Source organism: Bacillus cereus group sp. MG16 (genome assembly GCF_040459875.1).
Lineage (GTDB): Bacteria > Bacillota > Bacilli > Bacillales > Bacillaceae_G > Bacillus_A > Bacillus_A paranthracis.
On sequence record NZ_JARVHE010000001.1, the window covers coordinates 3,350,123 to 3,369,080 of the forward strand.

Sequence of the window (18,958 nt, forward strand, 5' to 3'; positions counted from 1 at the left end):
GCTTACTCATCATTATATCAATTTACTTCCTTAAAAATCCAAACAAAAAAAGAGTGAATTTTCACTTCACTCTTTTTTCTTACAATTATCTACTTTCCACTTCAACTGAAACAACACGATCTATCTCTTTTAGTGAACTATATAGCTCAGTTGTATATAAATCTTCTGGAGCTAAAATAACCATCTCTAATTGCTGAAATGCTCCACTATCTATATCTTTAATCTTCACGCGTTTTACATGCATACCTAAATTTTTAATTTGCTTAAATATACCATCCAACTCATGATGCTCTTTTACAGTAATTTTTATAGATAAATCCTTTTGTCTTAATGAATACGGTCCTGCAATTTTCACAAGTTGCGGAAGTACATTAATTGCTAAAATAATTAAAATCATAGCAACCGTCGCTTGTAAATAAAATCCTGCTCCAATCGCAATACCTAAAGCTGAAGCAGCCCACACCATAGAGGCGGTCGTTAATCCAGAAATAACGTCATTACTTCTTCGTAAAATAACACCTGCTCCAAGAAAACCAATTCCGCTCACAATTTGAGCAGCTAAACGCATGGGATCCATATTTGTATGCCCTGGAACAGAATATACATGTACAGATTCAATTGAAACCATCGTAATTAAACAACTTGCTACAGAAATAACCATACTTGTTTTCACACCAAGTGGTTTATTCTTTAGCTGCCTATCTATCCCGATGAATAATCCTAAAAAGAGTGCTAAACCTAATTTGAGTAAAAATTCATATGACATATTTCCAGTCTCCTTACTTTACAATGTTTCCCTTGGAATAATTCACTATAACTCTTTTATGATATCAATTCCAGTCTTTTCTATTCATTTAACGTAAAAAACCGAAAAAACATTTGTGACGATGTTTCTCCGGCTTTTTATTACTCTTAAAACTCTTCTTTATTTCTTATCTTTAATCTTAATCTCTGCATCTTTGTAGAATGCTAATTTACTGTCATTATACTCTTTTGTAAAATTGTTAAATTGCTCTTTTGATTTTTGTGCTTCCATAGTTAATTCATTAACAGCTTTAACTTTTTCACCAATCTCTTTTAATTTCGTTTCTTTTACTTTTAATTTTTCATACAATTCTTTTTCGGTCGCTAACGCCTTCGTATAATTTTCATTCATCTTTTGGAATGCATCATAACGATTTTTATACGACTCTTCTACTGCTTTCGCTTGTTTTTGTAATTTTTTATCTTCAAGCTTCTCTATATTTCCTTGAACAGATTTCGTTTCTTTCTGAGCTTTTTCTAGCATTTCTTTCTCATTTTTCAAAGCTTTTTCACGATCATCTACATTGGCAGTAGCCTGCTCTATTTTCTTCATAACAGCGTCATTATGATCTTTACCTTCTTGTAAAATTTGAGAATATAGTTCTTGGCCTTCCTTCTCTAACTTCTCTAATTTTTTCGCTTCATCAACTAATGATTTCTCTTGTGTCGCCGCTGTTTCAAAAGCTGTATATAGGTTTTCTTCTGGTTTTTCACCGAAACAACCTGTTAATAGTCCTACTGATAGTGCTCCAACTACTGCTACTTTTCCATACTTCAACGTTCATTCCTCCATTACATACGGTTATCATGCCAGAAATTCACTGGGAAGTGACTCTCTTCATGATAAGCTTCAAACTCATAACCCTTTTCTTTTAACCCTTTTAAAATTGCTGGCACAGCAGCAACTGATTGCGGATGAATATCATGCATTAAAATGACTTCTTGTGGTTTTGTTGCATTTGTTAATACATTTTGAGCAATTTGTGCTGCAGCTGCATCAACTTGCATTTTATTATATTTCCAATCTAATGAATCAATTGTCCAATCCCACACTTTAAAGCCGCCCTCTACCACTTTATTTCGAAGACTTTCATTTAATCCAGGCATTGAACCGTATGGTGGACGTGTTAATTTAGGTGATTTCCCAATAATATTGGCGATTAAGCTTTGATCTTCTTTCATCTCATTTACATACTCGCCATTTTTATATAACTTTGCAAAATTATGCGTCATACTATGCATTCCTACATAATGACCTTCTGCATTTTCTCGTTTCACTAAATCTGGAAACTCTTTTACATTCGCTCCAATTAAAAAGAATGTCGCCTTCGCATCATGTTGTTTTAACGTATTTAATAATTCAGCCGTATATTTCCCCGGGCCATCATCAAATGTAAGATAAGCAACTTTTCTTTCCTTACCATTAAAACGACTTGGTGCCGTTTTATTCATTTCTACTTTCGGTTGTTCACTTGCGAGTTGTACTACATTTTCTTGTTTTGCAACAGCCTTTGCTGGTGAAGTAATGGATTGAAACATGAAATACCCAATAGCTACTGCTGCAATCGCTATTAAAACGAATACTACTCGTTTAATTTTAAAAACTTTTTCCATTCTATCGAATTCCTCTCCCTATTAATCTTATATATAAATCACCCAATATAATTATACATCTATTTATTTTATTACACTATATAAACAGATTTTATATGTATTATAATGGGAGTTTTATCAAAATGGTCATTCCTATTCCTTCTTTACTTATAATATTTATTGTACCTCCATGAAGCTCCACCATTTTTTTTACGATGGCTAAACCAAGACCCGCACCTGTAGCATAATTATTAATCTGGTAAAATGACTGTTCTATATACGGTAAATGCTCTTTAGCAATTCCAATCCCTTCGTCTTTCACCTTTATCACTGCTTGTCCTTTATTTTTAGTCACTTCAATATATACTTTACCATTTTTATGTGAATATTTAATGGCATTTTGAACAATATTCAAGAAAATTTACTTTAGTCTATTTCGATCTCCTATCAATTCGATTCGTTCTATAGTTTTGATGAATTGCATTTGCTTCTCTTCAGCATTAGGAGTTAATTGCCAAATCTTCTCCTCTAGTATATCGTATAATTGCACCTTTTGTTTATATAAATTGAAATGATTTAAGTATAAAAAATCGTTACAGAAAAGTTACAAATCCATCTCGATAAAAAAAGATTGGCAAAGGCCAACCTTTTTTTATTATTCATTTCGAACTGGCTTTGGTGTTACACCTAAATGTTCATTTAATTTTTTCGAAATATCTTTCACATTTTTTTCATTTGGAATGTAATAATAAATGCCTCCGATACGTTTATCCGTACCTTCCACTTGCATTTTTTCCATTTCCAAATTAGATCCTGCCATATTTTTCGTAATAGCAAGCATATCATCGAAAGTTAAGTTCGTTTTCATATTTTTATCAACCGCATCAAGTAAAGAGCCCATTTTGCTAATAGATTGAACAGACATCGCTTTTTTAGCAATTGCTTCAATTACAAGTTGTTGTCTTTGACCACGCATTGCATCACTGTCAATTTTACGCGTTCTTGCAAGCGCAAGTGCTTGTTCTCCATTTAAATGTTGGTAGCCTTTCTCTAAATGAATCATACCTGCTTGGTCTTTACTATCTTGTTCAGTGAAAGTAACTGGTACATCAATATCAATACCACCAAGTGAATCGACAATTTGTACGAATGATTCAAAGTTAAACTTCACATAATAATCAACAGGAACATTTAAAAATCTTTCCACTGTATCGCGTGTACTTTCAACACCACCAAATACGTGTGCATGTGTAATTTTATCTAATTTCTTTCTAGATGGAATATATACACGTGAATCACGCGGAATACTTACTAATTTAACTGATTTATCATCTTTATTAATTGTTGCTAATAAAAGTGCATCTGTTCGAACAGCTTCTCCGTATTGACTTTTTCTCATTTCACTACCATCAACACCCATGATTAGAATTGAAATGTTATCCTTTAAAGGTTCAACTTCTTTATCACGCTTCGATGATTTATCAATTTGTGCATATGCATCACTTACTACTGCTTTTGCTTTATTATATATTAACGATCCATATCCTACTCCACCAAAAATAAGTAGGAAAAACGGAATTAAAATGAACCATTTTATTGACTTTCTTTTAGAACGGTTTTTACTGCTTCTCGTATTCTGTTCTAATTCAGAGCTCATATCCATTCGCCTCTCTTTCTCTTTCCCAATTATAATGCAAGTCTATTAACCTTCATATTGAATTTCCTTTCAATTACCTTACAATTTTGTAAGGTTACTGCGCAAATCCAATATGTACTCCATTTCACATTATACTCTCGTGCTTATTTTTGGCAAGTCACTATTTATATAAAATTATTTTTAAATTCATATATTATAATTTTATTAGTTTGGTGTATACATAGTTTGCTTTCCATTATTAATAATGAAAGCTGATTTTGCTTTTATTTTCGTCTTTTGTGTTTCTATCTCTTCATTTGAGAAATTCACAATAATTTCAATGTTTTTTCCATACGAAGCTGATTGTACTAACTTATCTTCTGACAAATATGCAAAGTTCGTCATTTCTTCTTTTACTGCCTTTTCATGAACTTCATTCCAAACTTTCAGGTGCTGCGTAATTTCTTGTTTATGCTTATTCCACTCTACTTCATCTAAATGGTACAACGGAGGAACGTTATACAATAATTCGTATAGCATACGGTTTCCGACCTCATCTTTTACTTTCAAGCTTCCCCATTCCCAGTGATGCGTTGTAATTATAGAATCATTGTATACTAATTTATATAACGGTACTGAATATACAGGATTTAAATACACTTGTTTATACTCTTCTTTTAACGGTACTTGTTTTGCATATTTTTCTGGAACATTTTGATTCGGTGACCAATATCCACCTACATAATACGGACTTGTTTTGTTTTTCCTCATATCTTCATCGTCCCATTTAATTACAGGCGTTTCAATACCATGAGCAAATGCAATCGTACTACTAGCAAAATCATTTCCGCCTTCAGAACCAACGACCATACCCTTTTCTTGCGCAATGTAGTCCATTCGTTTTAAACGTGCTTTTAAATCTTGCTCTTGTGTCGTTATATGTTTCGCTGAATAGTCATCGTAAATTTCACCTGTCGCATCACAATCAATAAACCATGAATTATATTTAGGACCATTTTGTAATATATCATTCATGCGTTCTTTTACACTAGGCAGAGATAAAGTTGGATTTAATTTTCGCCCTCTACCTAAAAACCCTTGCACCTTTTCTCCATTTTTCTTCGTTACAGTAGCCTCTTCGTATAATGATGGGTCATTAAAGGATGCTGTGTTCCAATTTTTATCACTTTTTTCGTGAATGGAATGATATGAGTCATACGGACCAACTAAATACCCCATTTCCTTAGCTTCTGTCACGAAATTAGGTTGCATAAATCCTTGTTCCCAGTTTGGCAGACCAATCCACGCTTTTTCTATTCCTGCCTCTTTCATTTCCTTTAGTATGTCCGTTCCATCTGCATTACCCCATTTACTTACCTCTTCAACCGCATCACCGAGTAGCGACTTTAATAAATGCTTATTTAAGCTATACAATTCTGTATTCGTTAAGTGACCTACACCTTTCTTTAATAGCACACTAGCTTCCTGATTAACGTTTTGAAAAATATCATCTTTATAAAATTCTTTCATTGATAACACTTCGTTTATATAACGTAAAATAACATTTTTTTGATACTTATCAATGAAATCTTGTTTACTTACTTGATCTAATACATTCAATTCCCCAGGCTCTGAACTATATTTTTGAATAAGCTCTTTTATATGGCTAAACAAAGGGCTATTTATTTTCTCTCTTAGCTTTGGCCAATTTACATTACTTTCTGATAAGCCATTTTGATTCCAAAAATAAAAATGAGCTGCACCGTAAAGCTTTTCTATCTCTTTATTTTTTCTAGCCTTTTCTTTTAATGTTTTAAATTCACCTTTTCGAGCGATATTGTCTTTATACAGTTTAGCAATACTTACTACATCATTATTTGTCACATATACTTGAAATCCATATGTTTTATTTTTATTTATACGCGGAAATTCATGTATAAAATCAAACCCGATTTTCGGATCCGAATGAAATTTCACCTCATTATTAAACATATTGTTCGCGATATATACAATTGAATATTTCAAACCATTTAATGCGAAAAACTTCATAGAAAATGATTCAGCAAATGAATATGCATCATCCTTTAAAAACTTCTTCCAATTTTCATCATTACTCGAAATTTGCTTCCCTTCCCATAACGGAAGTGTATAATTTTCAGCTTGTACTTTCGGCCAAGTAAAGCTTTCTGCACCAGTCGATTCTACTTCAATATTTAAGTGATCTTTTTTCTTCTCTAGGCTCACTTTTACTTTTTGATCTGGATATTCCCAAGATGTACGATCCTTTTCTTTTTTTACATTCGACACCTTCATTTTCGGCAAGGGCTGTGATGCCAGTTCCTTTACGCCATCATGTTCTACAATTAACGTGAAAGTCTCTGGATTGACATCATAAGTAAATTCTTTATACGTTGCTTTCTTTATTTTAGACTCTTGAACAGTATTGCTACCTTTTACATCACACCCGACTAAAGTCGAAAATGACATCGTTGTAAGAAGACATATTGCTATCATTTTTTTCATCTTCTGCACCTCCACCACTGAATATACAGAGGCTTTGTTACAGGAATGTGGCAAAAAAATAGAACCAGCATAATGCTAGCTCTATTTTTGGGATTAAAAATAAATATATATGGACAACTATAATCTGCTTAATATATATAGTACAATAACCGTGTTTTTCATCCTCACTAATTATAAAAGCAAATCATTCAAAGCTTTAACATGCATTTCTTAACTAAAAAAATAAGTGTATATAATATACGCTAAAACTAGCACTAAAATTACTAGCGCTGTACCTTTCCAATTCATACCACCCGCCATATCAACTGGACTACCCGTTTCAGCTCTGTTGAGCCCATCATGTAAAGAACCGGTAGAATTGTTTTTCAATTCACTTTGCCTTATACGTTCTCTTTTTTCTTCCGGTAACTCTTTCTTCATATGATCCGTTCACCTCCAAGTTAATATACTCTTTACTAAATTATACATTCATATTTTTCTTTTATATGCAAACATATTTACAACATAAAGAAAGCTAGCGATACTAGCTTTCTTTATAATCCAATATGTTCTTCTTTATTTACAGTAATCCCTCTATGATCAATTTCTAGCTCACACACTTTCATAGACGTAAATACTCTCGCTAATTGCTCAGCAATTTCTTGACGTTTCTCATAAGGCGTTAATATAAAAATAGATGGTCCTGCACCGCTAAGCGCTGTACCGTATGCACCGAATTCTTTTGCACATTTACGAATAGATGGTAATAACGGTACAAGTTCTAAACGATACGGCTCGTGAAAATGATCTCTTTCCATCATTTCCCCTACAACTTCCCACTTCTTTTGACATAAAGCAGCTACTAATACATTACTTATTGCACTAGCTTTAACAGCTTCATGAAACGGAAATACATCTGGTAATACAGATCGGCTTTCATCTGTATTTAGCTCTTCATTTGGAATAAGTGAAATTACGCCTAATTCCTTACTTTCAATTCTTACAACCGATACATTCTTTCCATCAAGTGCTCCGATTACAGTTCCTCCTAATATAGAAGCAGCAACATTATCAGGATGACCTTCAAAATTTGTAGCAATTTGAACTTTTTGATCAGTCGTTAAGCTCAATTTGCCTAGTTGATTCGCAAGCTCTATCCCAGCTACAATTGCTGATGCACTACTTCCTAGACCTCTTGTTAGCGGGATGTTACTAGTAACTTCTATTATATGGGGTGATAAAGAAGGACATACTTTACATGCCGTGCTAACAATTAAATTTTTATCGTCTGTCGGAATTGAATCTTCAAAGGAATGGATTACTTGCCATTTATCAGCTTTTTCTTTAACTACTACATGTAAATATAATGACAAAGCTATTCCTACTGAATCGAATCCAGGTCCAACATTCGCTGTACTAGCAGGAACACGAATACTTAATGGTATCACGACATAATCACCCCTTTAATATGCTCTTTAATTTGTTCTATATTATTTGAAACACTTGCAATATCTAATGTATTAGAAGAGATTGCGATATCAGGATCTTTCAAGCCGTTTCCAGTTAAAACTGCAACAACTGTTTCTCCTTTTTTGATTTTTCCAGATTGAACATGTTTCATTACGCCAGCTAATGAAGCATTTGATCCTGGCTCAGCGAAAACCCCTTCCGATTTTGCTAATAATCTATACGCATGTAAAATTTCTTCATCTGATACCATATCTATTTCACCGTGAGATTGCTCAGCAGCCTCTACTGCATATGACCAACTTGCTGGGTTACCGATGCGAATCGCTGTTGCAATTGTTTCTGGCTCGTCAATTACATGCCCTTTTACAATAGCAGCTGCTCCTTCCGCTTCAAATCCATGAATTCTTGGCTTCTTATATCCTTTTTCTTTCTCATATTCACAGAAACCCTTCCAGTACGCTGTAATATTCCCAGCATTCCCAACAGGAATCGCTAAAACATCTGGTGCACTTTGCAATTGGTCACAAATTTCAAATGCTGCTGTTTTTTGCCCTTCAATTCGATAAGGATTTACCGAGTTAACTAATGTGATTGGCTCTTCTGCAGCAATATTTCTTACAGCCTTTAGTGCATCATCAAAATTTCCTTCTATTGAAATAATTTCAGCACCATAGGCAACTGCTTGTGCTAATTTTCCATGTGCAATTTTCCCTTCTGGGATTACGATAATACATTTCATTCCAAGACGTGCCGCGTATGCTGCGGCCGATGCTGATGTATTACCTGTTGACGCACAAATAATGGCCTCTGAACCTTCTTCTTTCGCCTTCGCAACTGCCATTACCATACCGCGATCTTTAAAAGAACCTGTCGGATTCGCTCCTTCATACTTACCGTATAACTGAATTCCTAATTGTTTTGATATATTTAATAACGGGATAAGCGGTGTATTCCCTTCCATTAAGCTCACATCAGGTGTATTTTCATTCACTGGTAAATAAGAAGCATACTGTTTTAATAATCCTTTATACATATTGTTTTTCCTCCTCAATAATGTAATAACTGTTTATTTCACTTGCGACATCTTCTATCGCTCCTAAAACTCGTTCAAATTGATACTTTGAAGTTTGGTGTGTTACAACAACGACTTCTGCAAGTTCACGATTTAAGGGTAACTGAATCACTTCTTTTAAACTTACGGAATAATTAACGAAACATTCTGTTATTTTTCGCAACATCCCTGGTTCGTCTCGTAATGAAATACGCAAGAAATATTTCGAAACGACTTCTTCATCTCCCTGTAATTCGTACGGCTCTGGTTCTTTTAACGCACTTTTATTTTTCTGAACTTGATTCATATTTTTAACGATTGAAATAATATCACTTACTACAGCAGAACCAGTCGGTAACTTCCCAGCTCCAGGTCCGTAAAACATTACTTCCCCTACTGCTTGACCGTGAACATATACTGCATTAAATTCATTATTTACATTCGATAATGGATGATGACTAGGTAAAAGAGTCGGTTCTACACTTAAATGAATGGCTGATCCTTGTTTCTCTGCTTTACCAATTAATTTCATTGTAAACCCTAACTTTTCAGCCATTTGTAAATCTTCTTTTTCGACCTTTCGAATCCCTCTTACTTGCACATCATCTAAAGAAACATTCATCGAAAAACCTAAGTTTGCAAGAATCGCTACCTTTCTCGCCGCATCTAGCCCATCTACATCCGCTGTCGGATCTGATTCTGCGAAACCTAATTTTTGTGCTTCCTGTAAAGCCTCTTCATACGACCATCCATTTTGACTCATCTTTGTTAACATGTAATTTGTTGTACCATTTACAATCCCCATTATTTTTTCAATTTGATCTGATGCTAATCCGTCTGTTAACCCTCTTAACACCGGAATACCGCCCGCTACACTTGCCTCATAACATAAATCACAATCATTATCGTTCGCCAGTTGGAGAAGTTCTGCACCGTATACAGCCATTAAATCTTTATTTGCTGTTACGACATGTTTCTTATTTCGTAAAGCCTTAACAATATGCTGCTTCGCTTCTTCAATTCCGCCCATTACCTCTACTACAATATCAATATTTGAATCATTTAGAACTTCATCAACATGACTTGTTACTACGATTCCATCAATACAAACATCACGTTCTTTTTCTAAATCACGTACAGCGACTGTCTTCACTTTCACTTCATACCCTGTATCAAGTGAAATTTTTTTATAATGTTCTTTCAAAATATGGACAACACCACTTCCGACCGTACCTAATCCTAACACCCCTACATTAACAACATTATTCATCTTCTAATCTCCTCCTACAATTTTATTTTTTATCTTTATCAATCACCTTACTCTGCTTTTCAATCATGCAGGTGGTGGTTATTTCCGTACGTACAAATCGTTTCATGTTACAGCACCTCCTTTCAAAGTAATAAAAAAACACACTCATCCCTAGGAAAGGGACGAATGTGTTTTCGTGGTTCCACCCTTGTTCCAACCTAGACGTATTTCTCTCTAGATTGCTCAAGTTCAGATAACGGCTGATTCCGTCAATAATTACTAGATTACTCGTTCACTATTGAAGTTCAAAGGTGGTAAAATCATTTCTCGTGTTAGGAAGCTCACACCCTTGACTTCCCTCTCTGTAAACCGTAAAAATGATTTCATGTCCTTATCGTTACTTTTCGTTCATGTTTATTTGTTAACTCATTATACTCGCATAAAAAACAAAATCAATACTATTTTTTAATTATTTTTAATTTTCAATCTCTAGAACTATAAAAAAACACACTCATCCCTAGGAAAGGGACGAATGTGTTTTCGTGGTTCCACCCTTGTTCCAACCTAGACATATTTCTCTCTAGATTGCTCAAGTTCAGATAACGGCTGATTCCGTCAATAATTACTAGATTACTCGTTCACTATTAAAGTTCAAAGGTGGTAAAATCATTTCTCGTGTTAGGAAGCTCACACCCTTGACTTCCCTCTCTGTAAACCGTAAAAATGATTTCGTGTCCTTATCGTTACTTTTTCGTTCATGTCTATTTGTTAATTTATTATAGTTATCAACTTTTTAAAAAGCAAGCCTATTTTTACTAACTATTTTCAAAAACTCCTTTTATTATATTTTACAATAGCGTTATTCATTTACAGATCGATTTACCTATTTATAATTTTCTCTACTTATAAATTAAGAGTTTATATATAAATATCCCATTTTAAAACACATAGATACTCACCAAAAAATATATTGATATAATTTTGTCAATACAATCTTTTCGTATAACTTTCTTCTAAAGAACGTGCAACATCTTCTTCTGAAGCATTCACTTTCGCATGCTCCAGCAACATTTTTGCTGCTGAAGGTAACTCTTTTTTATTTAACCAAGATTCTGGATCCCACATTTTTGAACGAATAAAAGCTTTTGCACAATGGATATAGCATTCCTCTACCTCAACCACAATTCCAAGTAACGGATTGCGTCCATTTGCCTGCATTTCTTGCAAAATTTCTCCGTCGTTTGTTATATACGCTCGGCCATTTATTCTGAGTGTCTCCCCAAGGCCTGGGATAAAAAAGATTAATCCTACACGTGGATTGGAAATAATATTCAAAATGGAGTCTATACGACGATTGCCTGGTCTTTCTGGAATGATAATTTTATTATTATTAAATACGAATACAAATCCAGGTGCATCTCCTCTCGGCGAAGCGTCACACTCTCCTAATTTATTTGCAGTAGATAGTACTAGAAAAGGAGATTTAGACAGAAAATCTACGCAATGGTGGTCTAATGATGAAATAACCTTTTTCAAAGCTCGCTCACTTGGTTCCCCTAATATTTTCCGTAATTCTACCTCAGTTGAAATAATCGATTTTATTTCCTTACTCTCTATTCCCACTAATACCGACCTCTCTTTTCTTTATTTTCCCAAAATTCAATACAAATATTGTATAATAAAGTTTGCAGAAAGGGGAATTAAAATGACAGAGTGGTTAACGATATTTGATTCTGAAAGAAATACACTAGGGAAGAAATTACGTGATGAAGTGCACCGTGACGGTGATTGGCACGAAACATTTCATTGTTGGTTTGTAGAAAAAGATGATGAAGATATGTTCTTATATTTCCAATTACGCTCTAAAAATAAAAAAGAAGCCCCATGTATATGGGATATTACTTCAGCTGGACATATTATGCATGATGAAGATGTACAAATTGGTGGCCTTCGTGAAATTGAGGAAGAATTAGGGCTTTCCTTTCAAACTACTGATCTAGCATATACAGGAATCTTTACAATAGATTATGAAATTTCAAATCTTACGGATCGCGAGTTTTGCCATATGTATTTTCACAATGTCATCGATCCACTTCCATTCGCACCAGGTGAAGAAGTAGATGATGTGATGAAAGTACATGCAACTTCTTTTCTACAACTATTAAAAAGAGAGATTTCATCTTTTACAGCTATTTCTGTTTTAAACAATAAGCCGATAACGATAACATTTGAAGATATTTATCCATATGATATTGCATACTATGAATTTGTTATAGAGCAAGGAAAAGAATTACTAAAAAATAATGATTTGTAAATAGAATAGGACTCCCTACTAATATCGGTCGGGAGTCCTATTTTTCATTATTGCTCAAGTGTCTTCAACTTTTTCTCTACTCGTATGAATAAGCGAATGATTAGTACTAGCATAAAGATCATTATCGCTAACGTTGTATGGGGATATTTAAACAGTATACTAATAAAACTTCCTATCAACATCATAATGAATCCATTTTGTTTCATCACTTCTGCGCTATACCTATTCCCCGCATCCCATAGTCTCTTATTTTTCATAGATCGTTTCGTACGGTAACCATATGCTGCGTTAATATCCGTTGGTGGATTTTTTCGAAGAATAAGTGCAGCAAGTATAAATATAACACCAATCAATATGCTCATTCCTATGTTGACTAATGCATAGCTCAATTATATCCCCCCCTAACTTACACTCTTATTATACGATACGACCCTATTTTTTCCAATTCATAACACATTCACTTTCTTTCTTTCGATGTCTGAAACATGCTTGGAAGTGTTACAAAACGTGCTCCTTTCGTTTTTAACTGCGGAATCATTTTGTCTAGCGCCTCTACAGATCCTTGCAAATGTCCACCTGGAGTTGAATGTTGAAGTATGATACTACCAGGGAATGAGTTCCCTAACACATTATTTGTAATCGTATCAGCACTTACCCCTTTCCAATCAACCGTATCAACACTCCACTGTACAATCATAAAATTTTGCTCAGTTGCCCACTTCAATTGATTTTCAAGTATTTCACCATACGGCGGGCGTATAAATTTAGGAGCATAGCCGGCTATACGTTTTAATATTTCTTCCGTTTTTATAATTTGATTACGGTACTCATCCTCATTTACTTTCGCTAAATTAGGATGGCTATACGTATGATTACCAATTACATGCCCTTCATTCGCAATACGCTTTACTACATTTGGAAACTTTTCAGCATTTTCACCAAGCAGGAAAAAAGTCGCTTTTACATTATGTTGTTTTAACTTATCTAATATTTTTGGCGTGAATTCTAAATCCGGTCCATCATCAAATGTAAGAGCAACTTCCGCTTTATTGTACGGTCCTGAAAATGCGTACGCATATTTTTCAACCCAAGAAAATGGCGTCCACGATCCACGCTCATCTGCTTTCATTTGTACTTCATAATTTTGAGGGATATATGCGTATGGCAATGAGTTTATATAGTCTCCATAGTAAAATGAATTATATGGCATATAAGCATACGAAACATCTCGTTCTAGTCCCCATTGATATGGAGCAAACATTTGTGGCGAATAAAAATAATACATGATAAAAACCTCCCTAAAATTTCATATGTGATTCCTCTACACTTTGTTAGAGAAATTGTTATTCATAAACAAAAATAAGACTGTCCGTAATTTGGACAGTCTTACTGCTTACTATTATTAATAAATTGATGTACTACCTTTCGGCAAAGCTTTCACGTGTTTTAAATAGTTCGTCACTTTATCATCATCATCTTGCGGATATCGATACCCATATGTGTTAGCAATTTCATTCGCCACTTCCCTAAATAAATCACCCATGACAAAGAATGATTCCCATATGTTTTCATATTCTGCATTAGAAAATGTCTGTTTAAATTGCTCCCACATATCTCCTTCGAAATATTGCTCAAAATGCTTTCCAAACTTCCCTGCATTAACTGTAAAGTCTGTTTTCATACCAATATGCCATTCTAGCATTACTATGAACATATCTCGTACTGGTCCTTCAAGCATTCCTTTTGCATAAGAAAGCTCTTCTCTCCATAATCCTTTTGCCACATTCGTACTACACCACCAAAATTCATTACAGCAACCTAAAAACTCTTTTTCTGTAGGCTTTTTTATTAAGTAATCTTTATCGCTTGCTGGCGGGAATTCTTCTATACAATTATCTTTATCGAGAAGTAATTTACTTAAACTATCTTGTCCAACGAACTTTTTTATTAAATCAACCGGAACTAATGTTAAATCAATCCGATTTCCATCCATGAACTGCATTAAATACGGAAACTTCCCGTCTCCATCTGGTGGAACTAATGACATTTCTTCCGGCATTTGTACAATCATTATTTCTCCAAATCTATGAATCCAATTATGATTAGACGTAAAAGAGCGTATATCTTTTACAACATATATAATATCGTAGTCTTGAAAACAATCTCTTTTCACATTTGGATTTACACGCGATCCATTCATAATAACAGCTCGAATTCTTTCATCCTCTTTTGCTGTATTTATAATTAAGTCCAGCATTTCTTTTTCAGTTCTCATCTATTCCTAACCTCCAATTTTTAATATAAACTTATATTTTGAAGTATGTTGGAGGTCCACGAGCTAACTGCGTTGTATACGATACATGTTATAACTTTTCAAATATCTTTTTCATTCTATTTATCTCCTTTCGTTATTCTTTTACGACTGCCATTATAAATCCATCGTACCCTTTACTTCCGACTGTTTGAAGCGCTGTAGCACTTACACGTGGCTCAGCAGCTATTAGCTCATAGAAGCGACGTATCCCTTGTACGCGAGGGTCATTACTCGTATTGTCAATAACTTCTCCTTCACGTACTACGTTATCCCCAATAATTACAGTACCAGGGCGTGATAGTTTCAGTGCCCATTCAAAATAAGCAGGGTTATTTTGTTTATCAGCGTCTATAAAGATAAAATCAAATGGTTCATACTTCTCATTTTCTATTTGCTGTAAAGAATCTAAAGCTAATCCTACTCGTATTTCAATTTTATCAGTCAAATTAGCACGTTCAATATTGCTACGTGCAATTTCAGCATGTTTTTCACTCGCTTCCAATGTAACAATCCGACCTCCATATGGCAATGCCCTTGCAAGCCATATGGTGCTATATCCACCTAGAGTACCAATCTCTAAAATATTTCGAGCTCCTTGAATTTGCACCAATAATTGTAAAAACTTACCTTGCGTCGGTGATACGTCATGTGCCGGTAAATTAGCTGCAGCATTTTCTTGAAGAACTTCTTCTAATGTAGAATCTTTCGGTATTAATACATCACTCATATATTGATCAACAGCCGTCCACTTCTCAATCATACTCATGGAAATACCATCCCCTTCAATTTCTCAATGCTTTTCTACCATTCACTTTTGATTATACCGAAAATTCTGTTTTATACACAAATATAAAGAAGGGATATCTACTCCTTACAGAATAGATATCCCTTCTTTTAAATATAAATTTAATTCCTATGGATTAGTAGACCAAAGTCCAGCTGATTTAATAAATGTACGTTTATTTAATTTCAGCTGCGCTACGATAAACTCTGCAATATCTTCTGCTTGCATTACTTTATCAGGATTTCCGTCAGTTAATCCTAAATCTACAGCCATATCTGTTGCTACTGTACTTGGAGTTAAAGCAGTTACGCGAATGTTATGTTTACGAACTTCCATCGCTAACGATTCTGTTAAGCCAAGAACACCAAATTTAGAAGCACTATATGCACTTGTTACAGGTGCACCTTTTTGTCCCGCTGTAGATGAAATGTTAATGATATCACCAGATTGTTGTTCAATCATGCTTGGTAAAGCTGCACGAGTTGCATAGTATACACCCATTAAGTTTACTTGAATGATTTTTTCCCAATCAGCAACGTCTAGTTCTAAAAACTTACCGAACTTAGAAATACCAGCGTTATTAATTAAAATATCGATAGATCCTAAACCGTTTTTTAACGTCTCAATTGCAGTAGTCACTTCTTCATATGAAGAAACATCAGCAGTCGCAATAACAGCTTTTACGCCTTCTGCTTCTACTTCTTTCGCTACAGCTTTTAAGTTTTCTTCTGAGCGAGCTAAAAGACCTACATTTACGCCCTCTTTCGCTAATGCGATCGCTACAGCGCGACCAATCCCTCTACCTGCTCCTGTAATTAAAGCATTTTTGCCTTGTAATAATTCTGCCAAGTATAACACTCCTTAATCATCTCTGTTATGTATTATATTAAAATTGTATCTATGTTTATGTAAAAAGGCAATGATGCACTTTCATGTGCGTAGGTTACTTGTAGGTAACTATAAAAAGTTTTTATTATAACCCTCATGCTCTTTCCATAATTAATTTAAAATAGAAATAAATTCCACACAGGAGAGTGTTTATGTATGGAAAAAAATAGTACTTACTACTAACTGCAGTCGGACTATGTATCATATTTTTTGCTATGTACTTTATCAATTTAGCCAAGAAGACTCCTTCCTCAAGGAGCGTGAAGGGCGTAGCCCAGCGAGTAGGTGGGAGATGAATTGGCTAAATTGATAAAATTCCTAAATCGAAATATATAACAGAAATCGTACCAATAAAATTCGAAATATAATACTACACTACACTTCAAGAAAGTGAAGGAATTTTATATCTCAATCACTCTATACAAGAAAAACTGTTAAGAATCCAGATTAACTTTAAATTTAACTTTCTTATACTAAAAAATGGCCTTTTTAATTAATTCGTGTAACTAAACAAAGAAAATTTAAAGGCAGTACGATATATAAAATTCCCACATACTATTCCTCTTCATAATTCGGAATACACACAATAAATTCCGTACCACTGCCTTCCTCACTCTCGACTTTTATTTCTCCTTGATGAAGGTCGAGTACTTTTTTTACGATAGCCAAACCTAAGCCACTCCCTCCATAAGCACGATTTCGTGAAGAATCCGCTTTATAAAAGCGCTCAAAAATATGTTGCTTCTGTTCTTTTGATATACCAATTCCTGAATCGCGAATACGTACTTCCACTACTTTCTCATATTCTTTTAACTGGATTGTAATTGTGCCACCACTTGGAGTAAATTTAATACTATTATGAATTAAATTAATCCAAACTTGACTCATACTTTCTTGGTCAGCAGTTATATGCACTTTTTCTAAATCAAGGTCCAATTCAATTTCTTTTTCAGCCCAGAGCGGTTCACTATTTAACACAATTTGCTTTAACTGTTGATCTAATCGATAAGTTACTCTTTCTGGTGTATATTCTTCCGACTCTAAAAGGGTAAGCTTCAGTAAATTTTGACTTAGTTTAGATAATCTCGTCGTTTCCGTTTCAATAATGGTAAGGTAATGCTCTCTCTTTTCCTCTGAAAGATTGTTATCTTGTAGCGCTCTAGCAAATCCTTTTATAGAAGTTAATGGTGACTGTATTTCATGAGAAACATTCGATACAAATTCCTGGCGCATTTTCTCCATCGCATTTAGTTCATCTGTCATATCATTTATACTTTTTACGAGCACACCAATTTCTCCATCATATTTCTCTTCATTTCGTATTTTTACGGAGAAGTCCCCTTTTGCAATTTTTTGTATCGGTTCAATAATAGTCCAAATCATCGCCTCTCGCTTCGGTCTCATTAATACTGCAATTAATATCCAAAGAAGAATCATAAATATAAAACTGAGTATGTCACTAATGAGGTAGGTAACAAAAGGAGATAAATGTATTGCAAGGGCATCCAATATACTAGATGATACATAAAATGCTGTAGACCAAATAATAGTAAGAAAAGAAAAGAGTGCTATTATCGCTCCCGTTACTTTCAGCATCTTGAATTTACTCATTCTTTCTCTTTTTCTCATTTACTTACCTCTAAGCGATATCCTAAACCCCTTATTGTTTTAATACTAAATTTCGACTTCTCTTCTTGAAACTTCTCACGTAACCGATTTATATGAACGTCTAGTGTGCGTTCATTCCCTTCAAAATCATATCCCCATACATCTTCAATTAATTGCTCTCTCGAACAAGTTCTCCCCGCTTTAGAGCCTAAAGTAAAGAGCAATTCGAATTCTTTTAACGGTAACGTAACCGTTTGTTCTCCAATTGTAACTTCAAATGTTTTACGATTTAACAGTACAGTTCCAACTTGAATTGATTGCGACACTGTAATTTGGTAACGTTTCAATAACGCCTTAACCCTCACTACTAGTTCTATCGGATCAAATGGTTTTACAAGATAATCATCCGTACCAAGATGAAACCCTTTTACTTTTTGAGATGTTTCTCCTTTAGCAGTTAGCATCAAAATAGGGATATCATAGTATTTTCTTAATTCAAAACATACATCAAATCCATCCATATTCGGCATCATGATATCAAGAATAACCATATCAACTTTCACTTCATCTATTTTTTGAAGTGCATCTAGACCATCAATTGCTTCATATGTTTGAAATCCTTCCCGCTCTAAAAATACAGAAACAAGTTCTCTAATATGTGGATCGTCATCTACTATTAAAATTTTTGGTAGCAAAGAAAACCTCTCCTTTCTACGTAGCATCTTTTATATAACTTTTAAAAATG

At 34.2% G+C, this 18,958-nt stretch carries 18 protein-coding genes, 1 pseudogene and 2 other annotated features; of the genes and pseudogenes, 1 reads left to right on the forward strand and 18 read right to left on the reverse strand.

Translation table 11 applies throughout. The features are described 5' to 3' along the window. Positions 1-85: 85 nt before the first annotated feature. From QCI73_RS17350 to QCI73_RS17400, 11 genes and pseudogenes are all read right to left on the reverse strand, one after another. Entirely contained in the window at positions 86-766 is a 681-nt protein-coding gene (locus tag QCI73_RS17350) for an MgtC/SapB family protein (protein ID WP_000119508.1), read from the reverse strand. A gap of 159 nt (positions 767-925) precedes the next feature. Continuing rightward, positions 926-1,582 carry a YkyA family protein gene (locus QCI73_RS17355; RefSeq protein WP_000873552.1) on the reverse strand — a complete coding sequence of 219 codons (657 nt, stop codon included), beginning with the start codon at positions 1,580-1,582 and terminating at the stop codon, positions 926-928. A 14-nt stretch (positions 1,583-1,596) separates the two neighbouring features. Beyond that, positions 1,597-2,418, reverse strand: coding sequence for a peptidoglycan-N-acetylglucosamine deacetylase (locus tag QCI73_RS17360; RefSeq protein WP_000416558.1), 822 nt, complete (start codon positions 2,416-2,418; stop codon positions 1,597-1,599). Positions 2,419-2,518: 100 nt separating this feature from the next. Beyond that, positions 2,519-2,983, reverse strand: a pseudogene (locus QCI73_RS17365) (sensor histidine kinase); the annotation flags it as partial. Between the two features lie 69 nt (positions 2,984-3,052). Further along, complete coding sequence (locus QCI73_RS17370) at positions 3,053-4,054, reverse strand: LCP family protein (protein ID WP_327924446.1); 1,002 nt, start codon at positions 4,052-4,054, stop codon at positions 3,053-3,055. A 204-nt stretch (positions 4,055-4,258) separates the two neighbouring features. Then, positions 4,259-6,556 (reverse strand): glycoside hydrolase, encoded by a 2,298-nt coding sequence (locus tag QCI73_RS17375; protein ID WP_353823414.1) that lies wholly within the window; start codon positions 6,554-6,556, stop codon positions 4,259-4,261. Positions 6,557-6,766: 210 nt separating this feature from the next. Beyond that, positions 6,767-6,976, reverse strand: a complete 210-nt coding sequence (locus QCI73_RS17380) for a DUF6366 family protein (RefSeq protein ID WP_000711909.1) — start codon at positions 6,974-6,976, stop codon at positions 6,767-6,769. Positions 6,977-7,089: 113 nt separating this feature from the next. Next, positions 7,090-7,983 (reverse strand): homoserine kinase, encoded by an 894-nt coding sequence (gene thrB / locus QCI73_RS17385; RefSeq protein WP_353823415.1) that lies wholly within the window; start codon positions 7,981-7,983, stop codon positions 7,090-7,092. Next, entirely contained in the window at positions 7,980-9,038 is a 1,059-nt protein-coding gene (gene thrC, locus QCI73_RS17390; protein ID WP_000276440.1) for a threonine synthase, read from the reverse strand. Before thrC ends, thrB begins: the two co-directional genes overlap by 4 nt. Beyond that, a complete protein-coding gene (locus QCI73_RS17395) occupies positions 9,031-10,326 on the reverse strand; it encodes a homoserine dehydrogenase (RefSeq protein WP_353823416.1) in 1,296 nt (431 codons plus the stop codon). Before QCI73_RS17395 ends, thrC begins: the two co-directional genes overlap by 8 nt. 154 nt (positions 10,327-10,480) lie before the next feature. After that, positions 10,481-10,712 (reverse strand) — a binding site (T-box leader). A gap of 114 nt (positions 10,713-10,826) precedes the next feature. Further along, positions 10,827-11,058, reverse strand: a binding site (T-box leader). A 231-nt stretch (positions 11,059-11,289) separates the two neighbouring features. Further along, positions 11,290-11,928 (reverse strand): pyridoxamine 5'-phosphate oxidase family protein, encoded by a 639-nt coding sequence (locus QCI73_RS17400; RefSeq protein ID WP_353823417.1) that lies wholly within the window; start codon positions 11,926-11,928, stop codon positions 11,290-11,292. 82 nt (positions 11,929-12,010) lie between these two features. On the opposite strand from QCI73_RS17400, the gene QCI73_RS17405 reads away from it, so the two are divergent. Further along, entirely contained in the window at positions 12,011-12,619 is a 609-nt protein-coding gene (locus QCI73_RS17405) for an NUDIX hydrolase (RefSeq protein WP_353823418.1), read from the forward strand. A gap of 47 nt (positions 12,620-12,666) precedes the next feature. Here QCI73_RS17405 and QCI73_RS17410 read toward each other — a convergent pair whose 3' ends face one another. From QCI73_RS17410 to hitR, 7 genes are all read right to left on the reverse strand, one after another. Further along, entirely contained in the window at positions 12,667-12,981 is a 315-nt protein-coding gene (locus QCI73_RS17410; protein WP_353824118.1) for an SdpI family protein, read from the reverse strand. Positions 12,982-13,076: 95 nt separating this feature from the next. Further along, positions 13,077-13,904, reverse strand: a complete 828-nt coding sequence (locus QCI73_RS17415; protein ID WP_353823419.1) for a peptidoglycan-N-acetylglucosamine deacetylase — start codon at positions 13,902-13,904, stop codon at positions 13,077-13,079. 117 nt (positions 13,905-14,021) lie between these two features. Next, positions 14,022-14,894, reverse strand: coding sequence for an aminoglycoside 6-adenylyltransferase (locus tag QCI73_RS17420; protein WP_353823420.1), 873 nt, complete (start codon positions 14,892-14,894; stop codon positions 14,022-14,024). Between the two features lie 133 nt (positions 14,895-15,027). After that, positions 15,028-15,699, reverse strand: a complete 672-nt coding sequence (locus QCI73_RS17425) for an O-methyltransferase (protein WP_353823421.1) — start codon at positions 15,697-15,699, stop codon at positions 15,028-15,030. A gap of 147 nt (positions 15,700-15,846) precedes the next feature. Continuing rightward, positions 15,847-16,566 (reverse strand): 3-ketoacyl-ACP reductase, encoded by a 720-nt coding sequence (locus tag QCI73_RS17430; protein WP_000818985.1) that lies wholly within the window; start codon positions 16,564-16,566, stop codon positions 15,847-15,849. A gap of 594 nt (positions 16,567-17,160) precedes the next feature. Beyond that, the gene (gene hitS, locus QCI73_RS17435; protein WP_262725461.1) at positions 17,161-18,234 is read right to left on the reverse strand and encodes an envelope stress sensor histidine kinase HitS; all 1,074 of its coding nucleotides are present in this window, start codon (positions 18,232-18,234) and stop codon (positions 17,161-17,163) included. Further along, positions 18,231-18,908 carry an envelope stress response regulator transcription factor HitR gene (hitR, locus tag QCI73_RS17440; RefSeq protein ID WP_048557535.1) on the reverse strand — a complete coding sequence of 226 codons (678 nt, stop codon included), beginning with the start codon at positions 18,906-18,908 and terminating at the stop codon, positions 18,231-18,233. Before hitR ends, hitS begins: the two co-directional genes overlap by 4 nt. Positions 18,909-18,958: the final 50 nt, after the last annotated feature.